The sequence below is a fragment of the Streptomyces sp. SAI-170 genome, assembly GCF_049739565.1.
In the GTDB taxonomy this organism is placed as follows: Bacteria; Actinomycetota; Actinomycetes; order Streptomycetales; family Streptomycetaceae; genus Streptomyces.
The window spans coordinates 2,906,401-2,921,723 of sequence record NZ_JBMGQD010000001.1; the positions used below are offsets into that span (position 1 = coordinate 2,906,401).

Genomic DNA, 15,323 nt, shown 5'->3' on the forward strand with positions numbered 1-15,323 from the left:
TCTCGCCCACCCTTTTTCCGCGCGGTCATGCGCACGCCCGTCGTAACCTGGCAATCATGAAACAGTGCACGCACGTGGACGAGCTGCCGCACCCGGAACCGGCCCCGCTGACGGAGACCTGTCAGGAGTGCGAAGCGGCCGGCACGCACCCCGTGCAGCTGCGACTGTGCCTCACCTGCGGCCATGTCGGCTGCTGCGACTCCTCGCAGGGGCGGCATGCCACCAGTCATTACAAGGAGTCGGGGCATGCCGTGATGCGCACCTTCGAGCCGGGCGAGGACTGGCGCTGGTGCTTCGTGGATCACGTACTCGTGTGAGCAAGGGCGGTTCTCGTGTGACCCTGGACGGGGACGGTTCGACTCTCTGACGTCTGGGTACGTCAACCCGGCGCGCGGTCTTCCCATTTGGGCCCGCAGAACCCCTAGACACGGAGCGTATCCGCAGGTTTACTGTGAGTGACGCCAGGGGGTTGGGGTCCCGGGGACAGTACGGTCGAGAGCGCGATAGCGTCACCGCTGTACCACACATCGCGTACCCCGGGGGGCGACCCTCGGCTCCGAACAGCTTGTACCACCTTGGAGGTGAGGGTGTCCCAGATCGCAGGCGAGCCCGCTACCCAGGACTTCGTGGAAGTCCGGCTGCCGGCTGCGGGTGCCTACCTGTCGGTGCTGCGGACGGCCACGGCCGGCCTCGCGGCCCGTTTGGACTTCACCCTCGACGAGATCGAGGATTTGCGCATCGCGGTCGACGAGGCCTGCGCGATCCTGCTCCAGCAGGCCGTGCCCGGCTCCGTCCTCAGCTGCGTCTTCCGGCTCGTCGACGACTCACTCGAGGTCACCGTCTCGGCGCCGACCACGGACGGCCACGCCCCTTCGCGGGACACCTTCGCATGGACCGTCCTGTCCGCCCTCGCGGGCAAGGTCTCCTCCGCGGTGGACGAGGACAGAACCGTTTCGATCAGCCTCTACAAACAGCGCGGCGCGGGACCCGGGCCGGCGTGAAGAACGGGGACGGGCCGGTGCGGGACGAAGAGCGCGGCACACAGGAGCTGCGGGCCGAGGACGGGGGCAGCCCCTTCTCGTCCGGGGCCGAGAGCCTCGGCCAGGCCGGACAGTCCGCTCCGGGCGGTTCGCGGCGCGTGGCGGACGGCATCGACGGCATCCCCGAGCAGGCCCGGCCGCATCCGGAGGACTCCCCGGAGACCGGCGCCCCGCACGAGGGGCGGACGGACGGGGACGGCGTCGGGGCGGCCGACGGCGCCGGTGGCGCCGGTGTCCGGGCAGCCGATGGCGTCGGCGTCCGGGCGGGCGGCGCCGGGAAGGGCGCGCCTTCGGCAGGGCACGACGGGGTCCGCCCGGTCCGAGAGGCCAGAGCTCGGGGAAGGGCGACGGGCGGGACGATGAGCGAGCACGAGCGAAATTCCGAGGACGACGCGCCGGGCGGCGCGGCGGCCGCCCCTGCGGCCACCGGTACGGCGCGCGCGGCGGCCACCGAGGGCCGCACGCACCACGACCCGCAGGACCGCAGCGGCGCCCGCGCGCTGTTCCTGGAGCTGCGGGAGCTCAAGGAGGGCAGCCCCGAGTACGCGGAGCTGCGCAACCGCCTCGTACGCATGCATCTGCCGCTCGTCGAGCACCTCGCGCGCCGCTTCCGCAACCGCGGCGAGCCGCTGGACGACCTCACGCAGGTCGCCACCATCGGCCTGATCAAGTCGGTCGACCGGTTCGACCCGGACCGGGGCGTGGAGTTCTCGACGTACGCCACCCCCACGGTCGTCGGCGAGATCAAGCGGCACTTCCGCGACAAGGGCTGGGCGGTACGCGTGCCGCGCAGGCTCCAGGAACTGCGCCTGGCGCTGACGACGGCCACGGCCGAGCTGTCCCAGCAGCACGGCCGCTCCCCCACGGTCCACGAGCTCGCCGAAAAGCTGGCGATCTCGGAGGAGGAGGTCCTGGAGGGCCTGGAGTCGGCGAACGCCTACTCCACGCTGTCGCTGGACGTCCCCGACACCGACGACGAGTCCCCCGCGGTCGCCGACACGCTCGGCGCGGAGGACGAGGCGCTGGAGGGCGTCGAGTACCGCGAGTCCCTCAAGCCGCTGCTGGAGGATCTGCCGCCGCGCGAGAAGCGGATCCTGCTGCTGCGCTTCTTCGGCAACATGACGCAGTCGCAGATCGCGCAGGAGGTCGGTATCTCCCAGATGCACGTCTCGCGCCTGCTGGCCCGCACGCTGGCCCAGCTGCGGGAGAAGCTCCTCGTCGAGGAGTGAGCCGGACCGCCGGGGGCTGCGGGGCAGCCCCCTGTGGTGCCTACTCCACGCGGCCCGGTCCGCGGATGCCCAGCGCCTCGGTCGTCTCCGCATTCACGAGCAGCACCAGCGCCGTCACCGCGGCGGCCGCGAGCGCGATGCCGGCCGGGATGGCCGAGCCGTCGGACGTCAACAGGTTGTAGGCGACCGGCAGCGCGACGACCTGCGTGATGATCGCGGGCCCCCGGCTCCAGCCGCGCCGCGCGAGCAGCCCACGCGCGGCGAGCAGCGGCAACAGCGCCAGCACGATCAGGGTGACGCCCCCGGTGACGGCCTGCTGCCGGTCATCGGGCTCGCCGGTCATCCCCAGAACGAGAATCCAGACCCCCCCGATCACCAGCGCGAGCCCCTCCAGCCCGGCAAGCGCGGCGGCATACGTCAGCCGACGGGGACGGGGTCCGATGACATCCGAGGCACTGGGGCTCTGCTCACTGCTCACCCCAGAAGGGTAGCCCCAGGGCCTCATGCCGCTGAGGCCCGAGGCGGGGCCTGGGCGGCGACGACGCCGAGGCGGGCGGGCCTGGGGGCGGCGAGACGCCGACGCGGGCTGGGGCAGGGGCAGTGGCATGCTGACGCGCGCAGGACCGTGCTGAGCCGTCCGCCTCACGGCCGGTCATCGCCCACCTAAGCCACCCTCAGCCTCAACCCCGCCCCCCCCTCCACCACGCCAAGCCTCGACCCCCCGACCTCCCCCGCACAGCCAGCCTCCCCCGCACGCCCAGCCCCCAGCAGCACCCCCAACACCACCCGCACGCCCAACCTCTCCCCACCCCCACCGCCAAAGCGCCGCAGGCGCCCGTGGTGATGTTCACGCCCGTTTGTCTGATCTGATCCCGGCCTCGGTCTGGGATCGGTACCGCCCAGTAGGTAATGTGCAACGCATGCGTGCACTTCTCGTGGTCAATCCGGCGGCAACCACCACAAGCGCACGTACGCGCGATGTCCTGATCCATGCGCTCGCCAGCGAGATGAAGCTGGAGGCGGTCACCACCGAGTACCGCGGGCATGCGCGTGACCTGGGGCGGCAGGCGGCGGAGAGCGACGACATCGATCTCGTCGTGGCGCTCGGCGGTGACGGCACCGTCAACGAGGTGGTCAACGGCCTGCTGCACGCCGGACCCGACCCGGAGCAGTTGCCCGGCCTCGCGGTGGTCCCCGGCGGTTCCACCAATGTCTTCGCGCGGGCGCTCGGCCTGCCCAACGACGCCGTGGAGGCCACCGGCGCGCTCCTCGACGCCCTGCGGGAGGGAAGCGAGCGCACGGTCGGGCTCGGACTCACCTCCGGCACGCCCGGCACCGAGGACGAGGCCGTGCCGCCCCGCTGGTTCACCTTCAACGCCGGACTCGGGTTCGACGCCGGCGTGGTCGGCCGCGTCGAGCAGCATCGCGAGCGCGGCAAGAAGTCGACGCACGCGCTGTACGTACGGCAGGCCCTGCGGCAGTTCCTGGGCGAGCCGCACCGCAGACACGGCACGATCACCCTGGAGGCGCCGGGTCAGGACCCGGTGACCGATCTGGTGCTGTCCATAGTCTGTAACACCGCCCCGTGGACCTATCTGGGCAATCGTCCGGTGTACGCGTCGCCTAAGGCGTCGTTCGATACCGGCCTCGACGTGCTCGGCCTCAGCCGGCTCTCCACGGCCGCGGTTGCCCGGTATGCGACCCAGTTGCTCACTTCGTCCCCCGAGCGCGGACCTCAGGGAAAACACGCCGCCTCGCTGCACGATCTGAGCGAGTTCACCTTGCATTCGAAGGTCCCGCTCCCCCTCCAGATGGACGGTGACCACCTGGGGCTGCGCACTAGCGTGACGTTCACAGGCGTACGCCGTGCACTGCGTGTGATTGTGTGAGCAGAAAGGGCTGAAGTCCTTTCACTCGAACGTTTAGGCCAGGATCCACCCCATGGAAGTACGGCTGTGACCTAGTCGACACCGAGGAATCAAAAAAAACTTTCCGGAAGGGGTTGTATCCGCCGCTGAGGTTTGCGAGTCTCTACGTGGCGATCGGGACAGCCCGCAACACCGGCTAGCACAGATCACCGGAACCCCTCACCAAACCAAGGACCACGCCAGGGAACCTGGCGGTCGGCCCTTCCCTTGTTGAGGGATTCGTGAAAGCGTTCACATTCACAAGCAACCCTGCACGTAATACCAAGGAGAGGTAGCAGCCATGGACTGGCGTCACAACGCCGTTTGCCGCGAGGAAGACCCCGAGCTCTTCTTCCCCATCGGCAACACCGGTCCTGCGCTGCTGCAGATCGAGGAAGCCAAGGCCGTCTGCCGTCGCTGCCCGGTGATCGAGCAGTGTCTGCAGTGGGCGCTCGAGTCCGGTCAGGACTCCGGCGTCTGGGGTGGTCTCAGCGAGGACGAGCGCCGCGCCATGAAGCGCCGCGCCGCCCGCAACCGGGCCCGTCAGGCCTCCGCCTGACATACCCACCCCGCTGACAGCCTGAGCTTGGCGGCGCGTACAGCGAGTACGCCGATCCCGCCCCCGAGCACGCAGCGCGCAGTACCCCCGATGCGCTTGAGCAAGTAAGCAGCAGCGAGCACGAGCCTCGGACCACATGATGGTCCGAGGCTCTTTGCTGTCCCCGAGGGCCCACTTCGGGCCTTCCCCAGGTGCTTACTTCTGCGCCCGCACCGGGATGTCCAGAATCACCTGGCACCCCCGCTCCGGCGCCGGCACCATGTCGAAGCTGCCACCCAACTCGCCTTCCACCAGAGTCCGTACGATCTGCAGCCCCAGGTTTCCGGAGGTGCGCGCGTCGAAGCCGGGCGGGAGTCCGACACCGTCGTCCTGGACGGTGACGAGGAGGCGGGCCTCCTTCGACGTACCGCCACGGACCGCCGAGACCTCGACCGTGCCGGTGTCGCCCTCACGGAAGCCGTGTTCGAGTGCGTTCTGCAGCACTTCGGTCAGGACCATCGACAGCGGGGTGGCGACCTCGGCGTCGAGGATGCCGAAGCGGCCGGTGCGCCGGCCGGTGACCTTGCCGGGCGAGATCTCCGCGACCATCGCGAGGACCCGGTCGGCGATCTCGTCGAACTCGACGCGCTCGTCCAGATTCTGGGACAGCGTCTCATGCACGATCGCGATCGAGCCGACCCGGCGTACGGCCTCTTCGAGGGCCGCGCGGCCGCGCTCGGACTCGATGCGGCGGGCCTGGAGGCGCAGCAGCGCGGCGACCGTCTGGAGGTTGTTCTTCACCCGGTGGTGGATCTCCCGGATGGTCGCGTCCTTGGTGATCAACTCGCGTTCGCGGCGGCGCAGTTCGGTGACGTCCCGGAGCAGGACGAGCGAACCGATGCGGGTGCCCTTGGGCTTGAGCGGGATGGCCCGCAGCTGGATGACCCCGTCCTTGGCCTCGATCTCGAACTCGCGCGGCGCCCAGCCGCTGGCGACCTTGGCGAGCGCCTCGTCCACCGGCCCACGGGTCGGGGCGAGTTCGGCGGTGGTCTGCCCGAGGTCCTGGCCGACGAGGTCGGCGGCGAGGCCGAGCCGGTGGTAGGCGGACAGGGCGTTCGGGGAGGCGTACTGGACGATGCCGTCGGCGTCGAGCCGGATCAGGCCGTCGCCCACGCGGGGCGAGGCGTCCATGTCGACCTGCTGGTTCGGGAAGGGGAAGGAGCCGGCCGCGATCATCTGCGCGAGGTCGGAGGCCGACTGGAGGTAGGTGAGCTCCAGTCGGCTCGGGGTGCGCACGGTGAGCAGGTTCGTGTTGCGCGCGATGACGCCGAGGACGCGCCCGTCCCGTCGTACGGGGATGGACTCGACCCGGACCGGGACCTCCTCGCGCCACTCGGGGTCGCCCTCGCGCACGATCCGGCCCTCGTCGAGGGCGGCGTCCAGCATCGGACGGCGGCCGCGCGGGACGAGGTGGCCGACCATGTCGTCCTGGTAGGAGGTGGGGCCGGTGTTGGGCCGCATCTGGGCGACGGAGACATAGCGGGTGCCGTCGCGGGTGGGGACCCACAGGACGAGGTCGGCGAAGGACAGGTCGGAGAGCAGCTGCCACTCCGAGACCAGCAGATGGAGCCACTCGAGGTCGGAGTCGTCGAGGGCGGTGTGCTGGCGGACCAGTTCGTTCATGGAGGGCACGTCTGCGAGCGTACCTGGGGGTCTGTACGGCCCTGAAATACGGACCTTCCCGGCCCCGGAAACACCCGCGGGCCGCGGCGCCTGAGAGGGACCCTCAACCCTCCCGGCACCGCAGCCCGGAGCAGCAACGGCCGGGGGGTGTGCGGTCCCGTCGGCCGAAGGTGAGGAGCCGGGGCAGTCAGGGCAGAGAGCCGCGGTTCCTCGTGCCGTCCTCCTGTGCGGGGAAGACGGACGTCTTGTGTGTTCTTCTCGGTTCCCTCTACGCATTGTGGACTAGACCATTGGGCGTGTCCATGCGTCGGAACGTGTTTTGTTGTCCGCGGAAGCCTAACCCGCCCGGGTCAGGTACGGGGCCAGATGGACATGGCAATTTCGGCGAGCGCCTCCAGCTCCTCCCGGCTTGCGCCGTCGCGCGCCTGTTGGGACATGCCCTGGACCATCGCGCCGGTGTGCCGGGCGAGGGCGGCGGCATCGGTGCCGGCGGGCAGTTCCCCCGCCGCGATGTCCGCCTCGATACGGCTCTTCAGGGCGGCGATGGTGGCGTTGCGCCGCTCTCGCAGGGACTGCTCCACCTCGCGGCTGGTGCAGTTGATGGCCGCGTGGACGACCAGGCAGCCGTGCGGACGGCCGGGCACCGTGTACTCGGCGGCGGCCTCGCGCAGCGCGCGCTCGACACCGGCGCGGGCCGTGGCCTCCTCGTCGAGGGCGCGCGCGAAGAACGCGCCGTACCGCTCGCCGTACTCCTGGACCACCTCGGCGAACAGGGCCTGCTTGTCCCCGAAGGCCGCGTACAGGCTGGGGGCGCCGATGCCCATGGTGCGGGTGAGGTCGGACACGGACGTGGCCTCGTAGCCGTGCTCCCAGAAGGCCATGATCGCCTTCTCCAGGGCCGTCTCGCGGTCGAAGGAGCGGGGGCGGCCGCGGGGCTTGGACCCCGGTGCGGACTGCGGAGTGCTCACCATGGGGTGGATTTTATAGCGCGGGCTAGAGAAATGTCGGCGGCCTGTTGTACGGTCTTTCTGTAGCGACCGCTAGACAACTCTCGGGCTCATGAAAGGGGGGCGCGCTCATGGGCGTGCTCACGGGCAGGACCGCACTCGTCACGGGGGCGAGCAGGGGGATCGGACGGGGCGTCGCCGAGCGCCTGGCGCGCGACGGAGCGCGGGTCGCCGTGCACTACGGCAGCAATGAGACGGCGGCGAAGGAGACGGTCGCCGCGATCGAGGAGGCCGGCGGCTCGGCCTTCGCGATCGGCGCCGAGCTGGGCAGGCCGGGCGACGCGGCCGCCCTGTGGGAGGAGTTCGACCGCCACGCGGACGGGTTGGACATCCTGGTGAACAACGCGGCGATCGCCACGTCCCGCCCCTTCGAGGAGATCGACGAGGCGGAGTACGACCGCCTCTTCGCGGTCAATGTGAAGGCGCCGCACTTCCTCGTCCAGCAGGGGCTCACGCGACTGCGCGACGGCGGGCGGATCGTGAACATATCCTCCGGGCTCGCCCGGACGGCCGCGATGCCGCATGTGATGGCCTACGCCATGACGAAGGGCGCGCTCGACGTCCTCACCCGGGATCTCGCCAAGGTGCTGGGCCCCCGCGGCATCACCGTGAACTCCGTCGCGCCCGGCATCGTCGACACCGATGTGAACGCCGAGTGGCTGCGCGCGAGCGACGAGGCGTGGCAGGGCGCCGCCGCGTACTCGGCGCTGGGCCGGGTCGGCACGCCCGCCGACATCGCCGACGCGGTGGCCTTCCTCGTCTCGGACGACGGCCGCTGGGTGACGGGGCACTGGCTGGACGCGACCGGAGGCTCGATGCCGTGATCCGAGCGGGGCTCGACGCCCCGACGCGAGGCCGGCACGCGCGCGGGTGCCGGGGGGCTTTTCATGGAGAGGGAACGGTACGGACCAAGCTGCCTCGGCGGGTCCGCTCTGTTAGATTGGTCTAAACCACATATCCCCTCCGGGTGCCTTCGAGTCCCCTCTCCAGAACGGCAGGCCCAGCGTGGAAGTTGTCATCGTTCCGGATGCCGAGGCCGGCGGCGAACTCATAGCCGAGGCCATGGCGCAGCTGCTGCGTCGCAAGCCCGACGCCCTGCTGGGCGTGGCGACCGGCTCGACCCCGCTGCCCATCTACCAGGCGCTGACCGCGAAGGTCCGCTCCGGCGCCGTGGACGCCTCCCGGGCGAGGATCGCCCAGCTCGACGAGTACGTCGGGCTGCCCGCCGACCACCCCGAGTCCTACCGCTCGGTGCTGCGCCGCGAGGTGCTGGAGCCGCTGGGCGTCTCCATGGACGCGTTCATGGGGCCCGACGGCACGGCGGCCGATGTCCAGGCGGCCTGCGAGGCGTACGACCGGGCGCTGGTCGAGGCCGGTGGGGTCGACCTCCAGCTGCTCGGCATCGGCACGGACGGGCACATCGGGTTCAACGAGCCGTGCTCGTCGCTGGCCTCGCGGACCCGGATCAAGACGCTGACGGAGCAGACGCGGGTGGACAACGCGCGGTTCTTCGACGGGGACATCCAGCAGGTGCCGCATCATGTGATCACGCAGGGGATCGGCACGATTCTGGAAGCGCGGCACCTTGTTCTGCTGGCTACCGGTGAGGGCAAGGCGGATGCCGTTGCCGCGACGGTGGAGGGGCCTGTTGCCGCTGTGTGTCCGGCCTCGGCGCTGCAACTGCATCCGCATGCGACGGTTGTTGTGGATGAGGCGGCTGCTTCCAAGCTGAAGCTGGCGGACTACTTCCGGCACACCTTTGCCGACAAGCCGGAGTGGCAGGGGATCTGAGCGGTTCCGTCTGCTTCCTTCTGACGTCTTCGGGGTGCGGGTTGTGGGTGGTTGCTCGCGCAGTTCGCCGCGCCCCTGAGGGACACGTCCCCAAGGCATGTAAAAGGCGCCGGTTCCCCTCCCGTGGGAACCGGCGCCTTTCTGTTGGCGGGTGGCGTCAGGAGGCCGTGATGACCTCGGCCGCCGCCCGGCCGCATACGCGGGCCGCGCCGTGGGTGGCGATGTGCAGGGCGCCCCGCGGGGGTGCCTGAGGGAGGCCCATCTCGACGACGACGGTGTCGGGGCGTTCCCGCAGGAGGGTGTCCAGGGCGGCGCCCATCCACGGGTGCCGGTGCTCGTCGCGGACGACCACGACGATCCTGCGCGTCCCCGCCGCTGCGAGGGCCGCCCGGGCCGCGTCGGCGCCCGTGTGCGTGTCCGCGGCCGTGCCGGGGAGGAGGGCCGAGAGTTCGGCGGCGACGCCCCAGGGGGTCTCGTCGCCGACGGCGAAGTTGGCGACCGGGGTGAGGGTGGCGACGTAGGGCGGCTCGGTGAGCGGGGTGAAGGTGTCCGCGCCGGTGACGCGCAGGGCGCGGCGGGCGGCGTGGAGGCCGACCTCGGGGTCGGTGCCCCCGGCCTCCCCGGCGCCGGCGCCCGCTGCCGTCCAGCGGGCCAGCTTCCGTACCCGCTCGGCCGCGTCCGCGAGGCGTTCCTCGGGGAGTTCGCCGCTGCGGACGGCGGTGACGAGGGCGTCGCGCAGCCGGCGGACGGTCTCGTCGTCGTTGAGGCCGCCGCCCACGCAGATGGCGTCGGCACCGGCGGCGAGGGCGAGGACGCTGCCGCGTTCGATGCCGTAGGTGGAGGCGATGGCCTGCATCTCCATGCCGTCGGTGACGATGAGGCCGTCGTAGCCGAGCTCGCCGCGCAGCAGGCCGGTGAGGATGCGGCGGGAGAGGGTCGCCGGGTACTCCGGGTCGAGCGCGGGGACCAGGATGTGGGCGCTCATCATCGCGCGGGTGCCGGCCGCGATCGCGGCGCGGAACGGGGCCAGTTCGCGCTCGGCCAGCACATCGGCGTCCACGTCGATGCGGGGCAGGGCGTCGTGGGAGTCGACGTTGGTGTCGCCGTGGCCGGGGAAGTGCTTGGTGCAGGCGGCGACGCCGGCCGACTGCAGGCCCTCGACGTAGGCGGCGGTGTGCCGGGCGACCAGGGCCGGGTCGGCGCCGAAGGAGCGGACGCCGATCACCGGGTTGTCGGCGTTGGAGTTGACGTCGGCGGACGGCGCCCAGTCGAAGTTGACGCCGCAGGCGGCGAGGCGGCGGCCCAGCTCGTGGGCGACCTCACGGGTGAGCGCGACGTCGTCCACCGCGCCGAGGGCGTGGTTGCCGGGGAAGGAGGAACCGGTGCGCACCTCCAGGCGGGTCACGTCCCCGCCCTCCTCGTCGATGGCGACGAGGACGTCGTCGCGCTCGGCGCGCAGCTGGGCCGTCAGCGCGGCCAGTTGCTCGGGCGAGGCGACGTTGCGGCCGAACAGGCCGACGGAGGCGAGGCCCTCCCCCAGGCGGCGCAGCAGCCAGTCGGGGGCGGTGGTGCCGGGGAAGCCGGGCTGGAGGACGGTCAGCGCATCGCGGGTCAGAGTGTCGGTTCCGCTGGCGAATGTCGTCATCGGATGGCGTTATCCCTTCACGGCGCCGGCGGTCAGACCCGCGGCCATCTTGCGCTGGACGAGGAGGAAGAGCACGACGATCGGCACGGCCATCATGGTGGCGCCGGCCATCATCGGGGCGTACTCGGTGCCGTGCTTGGTGGTGAAGTTGCCGAGCCAGACGGTGGCGGTCTGGTTCTGCTGGCTGAGCAGCATCAGGGCGTAGAGGTACTCGTTCCAGGCCTGGATGAAGCCGTAGACGGAGGTGGCGACCAGGCCGGGGGCCAGGAGCGGGAAGACGACGCGGACGAAGGCGCCGGTGCGGGAGCAGCCGTCGACCATGGCGGCCTCCTCCAGCTCCTTGGGGATGTTGACGATGAAGCCGCGCAGGGTCCACACCGTGAAGGGGAGGATGAAGGTCAGGTACGTGATGATCAGGCCGGTGAGCCTGTCGTACTGCCCCAGGTCGTTGAGCAGCAGGAACACCGGGATGATCATGGCGACCAGCGGGACCATCTGCACCGCGAGGATGCCGACGATCACGATCTTGCGGCCGCGGAAGGCGAACCGGGAGATGGCGAGCGCGGCGAGCAGGCCGATCGCGATGCCGATCAGGACGACGATCACGGAGACCACGAGGCTGCGCCAGACCGGGCCCCAGAAGTCGGCGATGTTCAGGGCGCGGTCGAAGTTGGACAGCGTCAGGCCGGTCGGGAACAGGCTGGGGTCCGGGTCGATGGCGTCCTTGGCGGGCTTGAACGCCGTGTTGAGCATCCAGTACACGGGGAAGCCGGCGACGGCGAAGACGAACAGGCCGACGAGGTTCCAGCCGAGCTTGGAGCGCTTCTGGGAGGTCCCGGGATCGGCGCCCTTGGTGACGACCGCGCTCGTGCCGCTCATTCCACTTCCCCGATCTTCAGCATCTGACGCATGTACACGGCGACCACACCGAGCAGCAGCACCACGGTGATCAGGGCGATCGCCGAGCCCTGGGCGTAGTCGTTGACCACGAAGGCGCGGTCGTAGGAGTAGGTGTTGAGGATCTGGAACTCCGGCTCGGGATGGCCGTTGCGCATCACGAAGACCTGGGGGAAGACGCCCATGTCCCAGATGACCGACAGGGTCGTGAGCATCACGATGATCGGCTTGAGGATGGGCAGGGTGACGTACCGGAAGACGCCCCAGGCGCCGGCGCCGTCGAGGCGGGCCGCCTCCTCCAGCTCCTTGGGGACCTGGGTGAGCCCGGCGCTGAGGGTGATCACCACGAAGGGCACGGCTCCCCAGACCACGAGGAGCATGATCACGGCGAGGCCCTGGGTGGAGCTGGCGAACCAGTTGTGGCCGATCAGGTCGACGCCCGGCAGCTTGCTCAGAACCGCGTTGAGGATGCCGTAGTCGGCGTCGAAGAGCCACTTGAAGACGGTGGTCGCGACGATGACCGGCATGCCCCAGCTGGCCACGAGCGCGATGTTGATCAGCGTCTTCACCCAGCCGGAGACCCGCTGGAGGAGCAGGGCGATCAGCATGCCGATGACCATCGTGAAGATCACCGCGCCGGCCGCGAAGAGCACCGTGCGCAGGACGACGGTCCAGAACTCGCTGTCGCCGAGGACCTTGGTGAAGTTCTCGAAGCCGACCGACTCGGCCGGCTGGAAGCCCCACAGCTGGGGCTGGCCGAACTTCTGGAAGGACAGGGTGACCAGGCGGACCAGCGGATAGCCCATGACCAGGGCGAGGATCAGCAGACAGGGCGCGAGCAGCAGCCAGGCGGTGGCGGCCGGGCCGTACGTCCGTTTCGCGCGGGGCCGGTCCGGTGCGGCCGGCGGCGGTGCCTGCCGCGGTGGCGGCACCTTGGCAGGGGTGGTCGTGTCGGCACTCATCGCGCGCTCCTCAGCGGTCCCTCAGGTCGTACCGGTCGTACGGGCGTTACGGAAAGACGGCGGGGCTCCGCCTGCAACGGAGCCCCGCCGGGAGGTCACTTGGTGTTGATGACCTTGTCGATCGCGGCGTCCGCGTCCTTCGCGGCCTCCTCGACCGACTTCTTGCCGGTGCCGATGGACTGCAGCATGGTCTGCAGGACCTGGGCCTTCTCGACCTGGCCCCAGCCGGGGGCCATGGGGACGAACCAGTTGGACTCGGCGGCGGTGGCCGGCACGACCGTGGCCGGGTCGTTCTTCAGGGTGGCGAGGTCGGTCTTGTTGTTGGGCAGGTTGCCCTTGGCCATCAGGCCCTTCTGGCCGGCGGCACCGGTGAGGGCGTTGATCCACTCGGCGGCGACGTCCTGCGCGTCGGACTTCACCGGGACGGCGAGGTCGGAACCGCCCAGGAAGACCGGGAGGTTCTTGCCGGACGGGCCGGGCATGACGAAGTTCTCGACGTTGCCCTTGAGCTTGCCGGTCTTGTCGTTCTTCGGGTCCGCGGCGCTGCCGCCCTCCCACGCCGGGGCGAAGATCATGCCGGACTTGCCCTGGCCGTAGACGATGTAACGGTCGGACTCGTCCTTGGTCTTGTCGCCGTGCATGTAGGAGTCGAGGACCTTCTTGAACTCGGTCAGGCCCTTGAGGGACTCCGGCGAGGAGAGGTTGGCCTTCCACTGGCCGCCCTCCTCCTTGGCTATGGAGCCGCCGGCGTCGTAGACGAAGGACATGGCCGCGTACCAGTCGCGGGAGGGCTGGTACCAGGCGCTGAACTTGTCGCCCTGCTTCTTCTGCACCTTGTCCAGGGCGGCGGTGAGCTCGGCGTAGGTCTTCGGGGCGGCCTTGACGCCGACCTCGCCGAAGACGTCCTTGCGGTAGTTGCCGACGCGGGTGCCCGCGTAGTACGGCACGCCGTAGGTCTTGTCCTCGTACGTCACCGAGTCCTTGAGGCCGTCGAGCCAGGCGTCGGACTGGTCGAACTTCGCCGGGTCGACCGGGGCGAACGCGCCCTTGACGACGTACGGCAGCATCTCGGTGTTGCCCATCTCGACGACGTCGGGGGCCTTGTCCGTGGCGAGGACGGCGTCGAGCTTGGCGTTCTTGTCCGGCCAGCCGTAGTACTCGTGCTTGATCTTGATGCCGGGGTGCTTCTTGGCGACCGCGTCGTCGGCGGCCTTCACCAGCTCGGGCCAGTTGTTCTGCGCGTCGACCGTCAGCCAGACGGTCAGTTCCTTGGCGTCCCCGCCGGCGCCGCCGCTGCCCTTGTCGTCACTGTCCCCGCACGCCGCGATCGAGAACATCATGCCCGCGATACCGATCGCGGCTACCAGCTTGCGCTTCACGCCACCCTCCTCAGGGATGCCACAAACCCCCCTCGTCCCCGCGGTATTTGGCGTCAACGCCGTGCGAACCGTCCGTGGGGCCGGGACCTGGACCAATGGTGTAGACCAGTACGGGGAGCTTGGCCCAGACCAATAGGGCTGTCAAGGGTGTTCAAGCGGCCTCCAGGCGTCCGTGATGGGACCGAGATATGCAGGGACCTTTCATTCCGCAAGCGACCAAACGGACGGACCACTGCCACTGGACCACTGCCCCCGAGCGGCGCGCTGGACTAGACCAACGGGGGCCCCGCCGGTATACAGAGAGATCACGGAGCGTGCGGAGGACACCCACACAGGTCACCCACCCACGAAGCCGTGCCACGATGTGAGCCGCGGCCGACGGGATGTCGGTCGCTTCGGCACCCGGAGCCGGGAAGGCAGAGCATGAGCACCGACGTCAGCAGTGCGGAGAACGAGGGTGGGGCGACCGTCCGTACCGCGCGCGTGCCCAAGTACTACCGCCTGAAGAAGCACCTGCTCGACATGACGGAGACGCTGCCGCCCGGCACGCCCGTCCCGCCCGAGCGCACGCTCGCCGCCGAGTTCGACACCTCCCGCACCACCGTGCGCCAGGCCCTTCAGGAACTGGTCGTCGAGGGCCGGCTCGAACGCATCCAGGGCAAGGGCACCTTCGTGGCCAAGCCGAAGGTCTCCCAGGCGCTGCAACTGACCTCCTACACCGAGGACATGCGCGCCCAGGGGCTGGAACCCACGTCCCAGCTGCTGGACATCGGCTACATCACCGCCGACGACCGCCTCGCCCAGCTCCTCGACATCACCGCGGGCGGCCGGGTGCTGCGCATCGAGCGGCTGCGCATGGCCAACGGCGAGCCCATGGCCATCGAGACCACCCACCTCTCCGCCAAGCGCTTCCCCGCCCTGCGCCGCTCGCTGGTGAAGTACACGTCCCTCTACACCGCGCTCGCCGAGGTCTACGACGTCCATCTCGCCGAGGCCGAGGAGACCATCGAGACCTCGCTGGCCACCCCGCGCGAGGCGGGCCTGCTCGGCACCGACGTGGGCCTGCCGATGCTGATGCTGTCCCGGCACTCCCTCGACCGCGACGGCCAGCCGGTGGAGTGGGTGCGCTCGGTGTACCGGGGCGACCGGTACAAGTTCGTGGCCAGGCTGAAGCGGCCCGCCGAGTAGCGACTTTGTAAAGGCGATACCGATATACGGACGAGGGGTTCCGCAGCCGCGACACCG

Annotated in this window: 15 protein-coding genes; 8 read left to right on the forward strand and 7 right to left on the reverse strand. The window is 70.1% G+C overall.

Annotated elements, in window-relative coordinates:
• The first annotated feature begins 56 nt into the window (after nt 1–56).
• From RKD23_RS12785 to RKD23_RS12795, 3 genes are all read left to right on the forward strand, one after another.
• On the forward strand, nt 57–317 hold the full coding sequence (locus tag RKD23_RS12785) for a UBP-type zinc finger domain-containing protein (protein ID WP_424853800.1): 261 nt from the start codon (nt 57–59) through the stop codon (nt 315–317).
• Nucleotides 318–587: 270 nt separating this feature from the next.
• Nucleotides 588–1,001, forward strand: a complete 414-nt coding sequence (locus tag RKD23_RS12790; protein ID WP_006136266.1) for an anti-sigma factor — start codon at nt 588–590, stop codon at nt 999–1,001.
• A complete protein-coding gene (locus tag RKD23_RS12795; protein WP_424853801.1) occupies nt 998–2,269 on the forward strand; it encodes an RNA polymerase sigma factor SigF in 1,272 nt (423 codons plus the stop codon). The genes RKD23_RS12790 and RKD23_RS12795 overlap by 4 nt, the downstream gene beginning before the upstream one ends.
• Before the next feature lie 40 nt (nt 2,270–2,309).
• On the opposite strand, the gene RKD23_RS12800 is transcribed toward RKD23_RS12795, so the two are convergent.
• Nucleotides 2,310–2,747, reverse strand: a complete 438-nt coding sequence (locus tag RKD23_RS12800; protein WP_424853802.1) for a hypothetical protein — start codon at nt 2,745–2,747, stop codon at nt 2,310–2,312.
• A 442-nt stretch (nt 2,748–3,189) separates the two neighbouring features.
• On the opposite strand from RKD23_RS12800, the gene RKD23_RS12805 reads away from it, so the two are divergent.
• Nucleotides 3,190–4,158, forward strand: coding sequence for a diacylglycerol/lipid kinase family protein (locus tag RKD23_RS12805; RefSeq protein ID WP_404042335.1), 969 nt, complete (start codon nt 3,190–3,192; stop codon nt 4,156–4,158).
• 319 nt (nt 4,159–4,477) lie between these two features.
• Nucleotides 4,478–4,735: a WhiB family transcriptional regulator gene (locus tag RKD23_RS12810; RefSeq protein WP_003992873.1), complete on the forward strand. Its 258-nt coding sequence runs from the start codon at nt 4,478–4,480 to the stop codon at nt 4,733–4,735.
• 195 nt (nt 4,736–4,930) lie between these two features.
• On the opposite strand, the gene RKD23_RS12815 is transcribed toward RKD23_RS12810, so the two are convergent.
• Nucleotides 4,931–6,406 (reverse strand): sensor histidine kinase, encoded by a 1,476-nt coding sequence (locus RKD23_RS12815; RefSeq protein WP_404042336.1) that lies wholly within the window; start codon nt 6,404–6,406, stop codon nt 4,931–4,933.
• Between the two features lie 341 nt (nt 6,407–6,747).
• A complete protein-coding gene (locus RKD23_RS12820) occupies nt 6,748–7,368 on the reverse strand; it encodes a TetR/AcrR family transcriptional regulator (protein WP_424853803.1) in 621 nt (206 codons plus the stop codon).
• A 107-nt stretch (nt 7,369–7,475) separates the two neighbouring features.
• On the opposite strand from RKD23_RS12820, the gene RKD23_RS12825 reads away from it, so the two are divergent.
• Both RKD23_RS12825 and nagB read left to right on the forward strand, forming a co-directional pair.
• The gene (locus RKD23_RS12825; protein ID WP_424853804.1) at nt 7,476–8,228 is read left to right on the forward strand and encodes an SDR family oxidoreductase; all 753 of its coding nucleotides are present in this window, start codon (nt 7,476–7,478) and stop codon (nt 8,226–8,228) included.
• A 181-nt stretch (nt 8,229–8,409) separates the two neighbouring features.
• A complete protein-coding gene (nagB, locus tag RKD23_RS12830; protein WP_424853805.1) occupies nt 8,410–9,195 on the forward strand; it encodes a glucosamine-6-phosphate deaminase in 786 nt (261 codons plus the stop codon).
• A 157-nt stretch (nt 9,196–9,352) separates the two neighbouring features.
• Here nagB and RKD23_RS12835 read toward each other — a convergent pair whose 3' ends face one another.
• From RKD23_RS12835 to RKD23_RS12850, 4 genes are all read right to left on the reverse strand, one after another.
• Nucleotides 9,353–10,840, reverse strand: a complete 1,488-nt coding sequence (locus RKD23_RS12835; protein ID WP_424853806.1) for a glycoside hydrolase family 3 protein — start codon at nt 10,838–10,840, stop codon at nt 9,353–9,355.
• 9 nt (nt 10,841–10,849) lie between these two features.
• On the reverse strand, nt 10,850–11,719 hold the full coding sequence (locus RKD23_RS12840) for a carbohydrate ABC transporter permease (RefSeq protein WP_424853807.1): 870 nt from the start codon (nt 11,717–11,719) through the stop codon (nt 10,850–10,852).
• Complete coding sequence (locus tag RKD23_RS12845; RefSeq protein ID WP_404042342.1) at nt 11,716–12,699, reverse strand: carbohydrate ABC transporter permease; 984 nt, start codon at nt 12,697–12,699, stop codon at nt 11,716–11,718. The genes RKD23_RS12840 and RKD23_RS12845 overlap by 4 nt, the downstream gene beginning before the upstream one ends.
• A gap of 95 nt (nt 12,700–12,794) precedes the next feature.
• The gene (locus tag RKD23_RS12850) at nt 12,795–14,078 is read right to left on the reverse strand and encodes an extracellular solute-binding protein (RefSeq protein ID WP_424853808.1); all 1,284 of its coding nucleotides are present in this window, start codon (nt 14,076–14,078) and stop codon (nt 12,795–12,797) included.
• 423 nt (nt 14,079–14,501) lie between these two features.
• On the opposite strand from RKD23_RS12850, the gene RKD23_RS12855 reads away from it, so the two are divergent.
• The gene (locus RKD23_RS12855; RefSeq protein ID WP_404042344.1) at nt 14,502–15,266 is read left to right on the forward strand and encodes a GntR family transcriptional regulator; all 765 of its coding nucleotides are present in this window, start codon (nt 14,502–14,504) and stop codon (nt 15,264–15,266) included.
• The last annotated feature ends 57 nt before the right edge of the window (nt 15,267–15,323 follow it).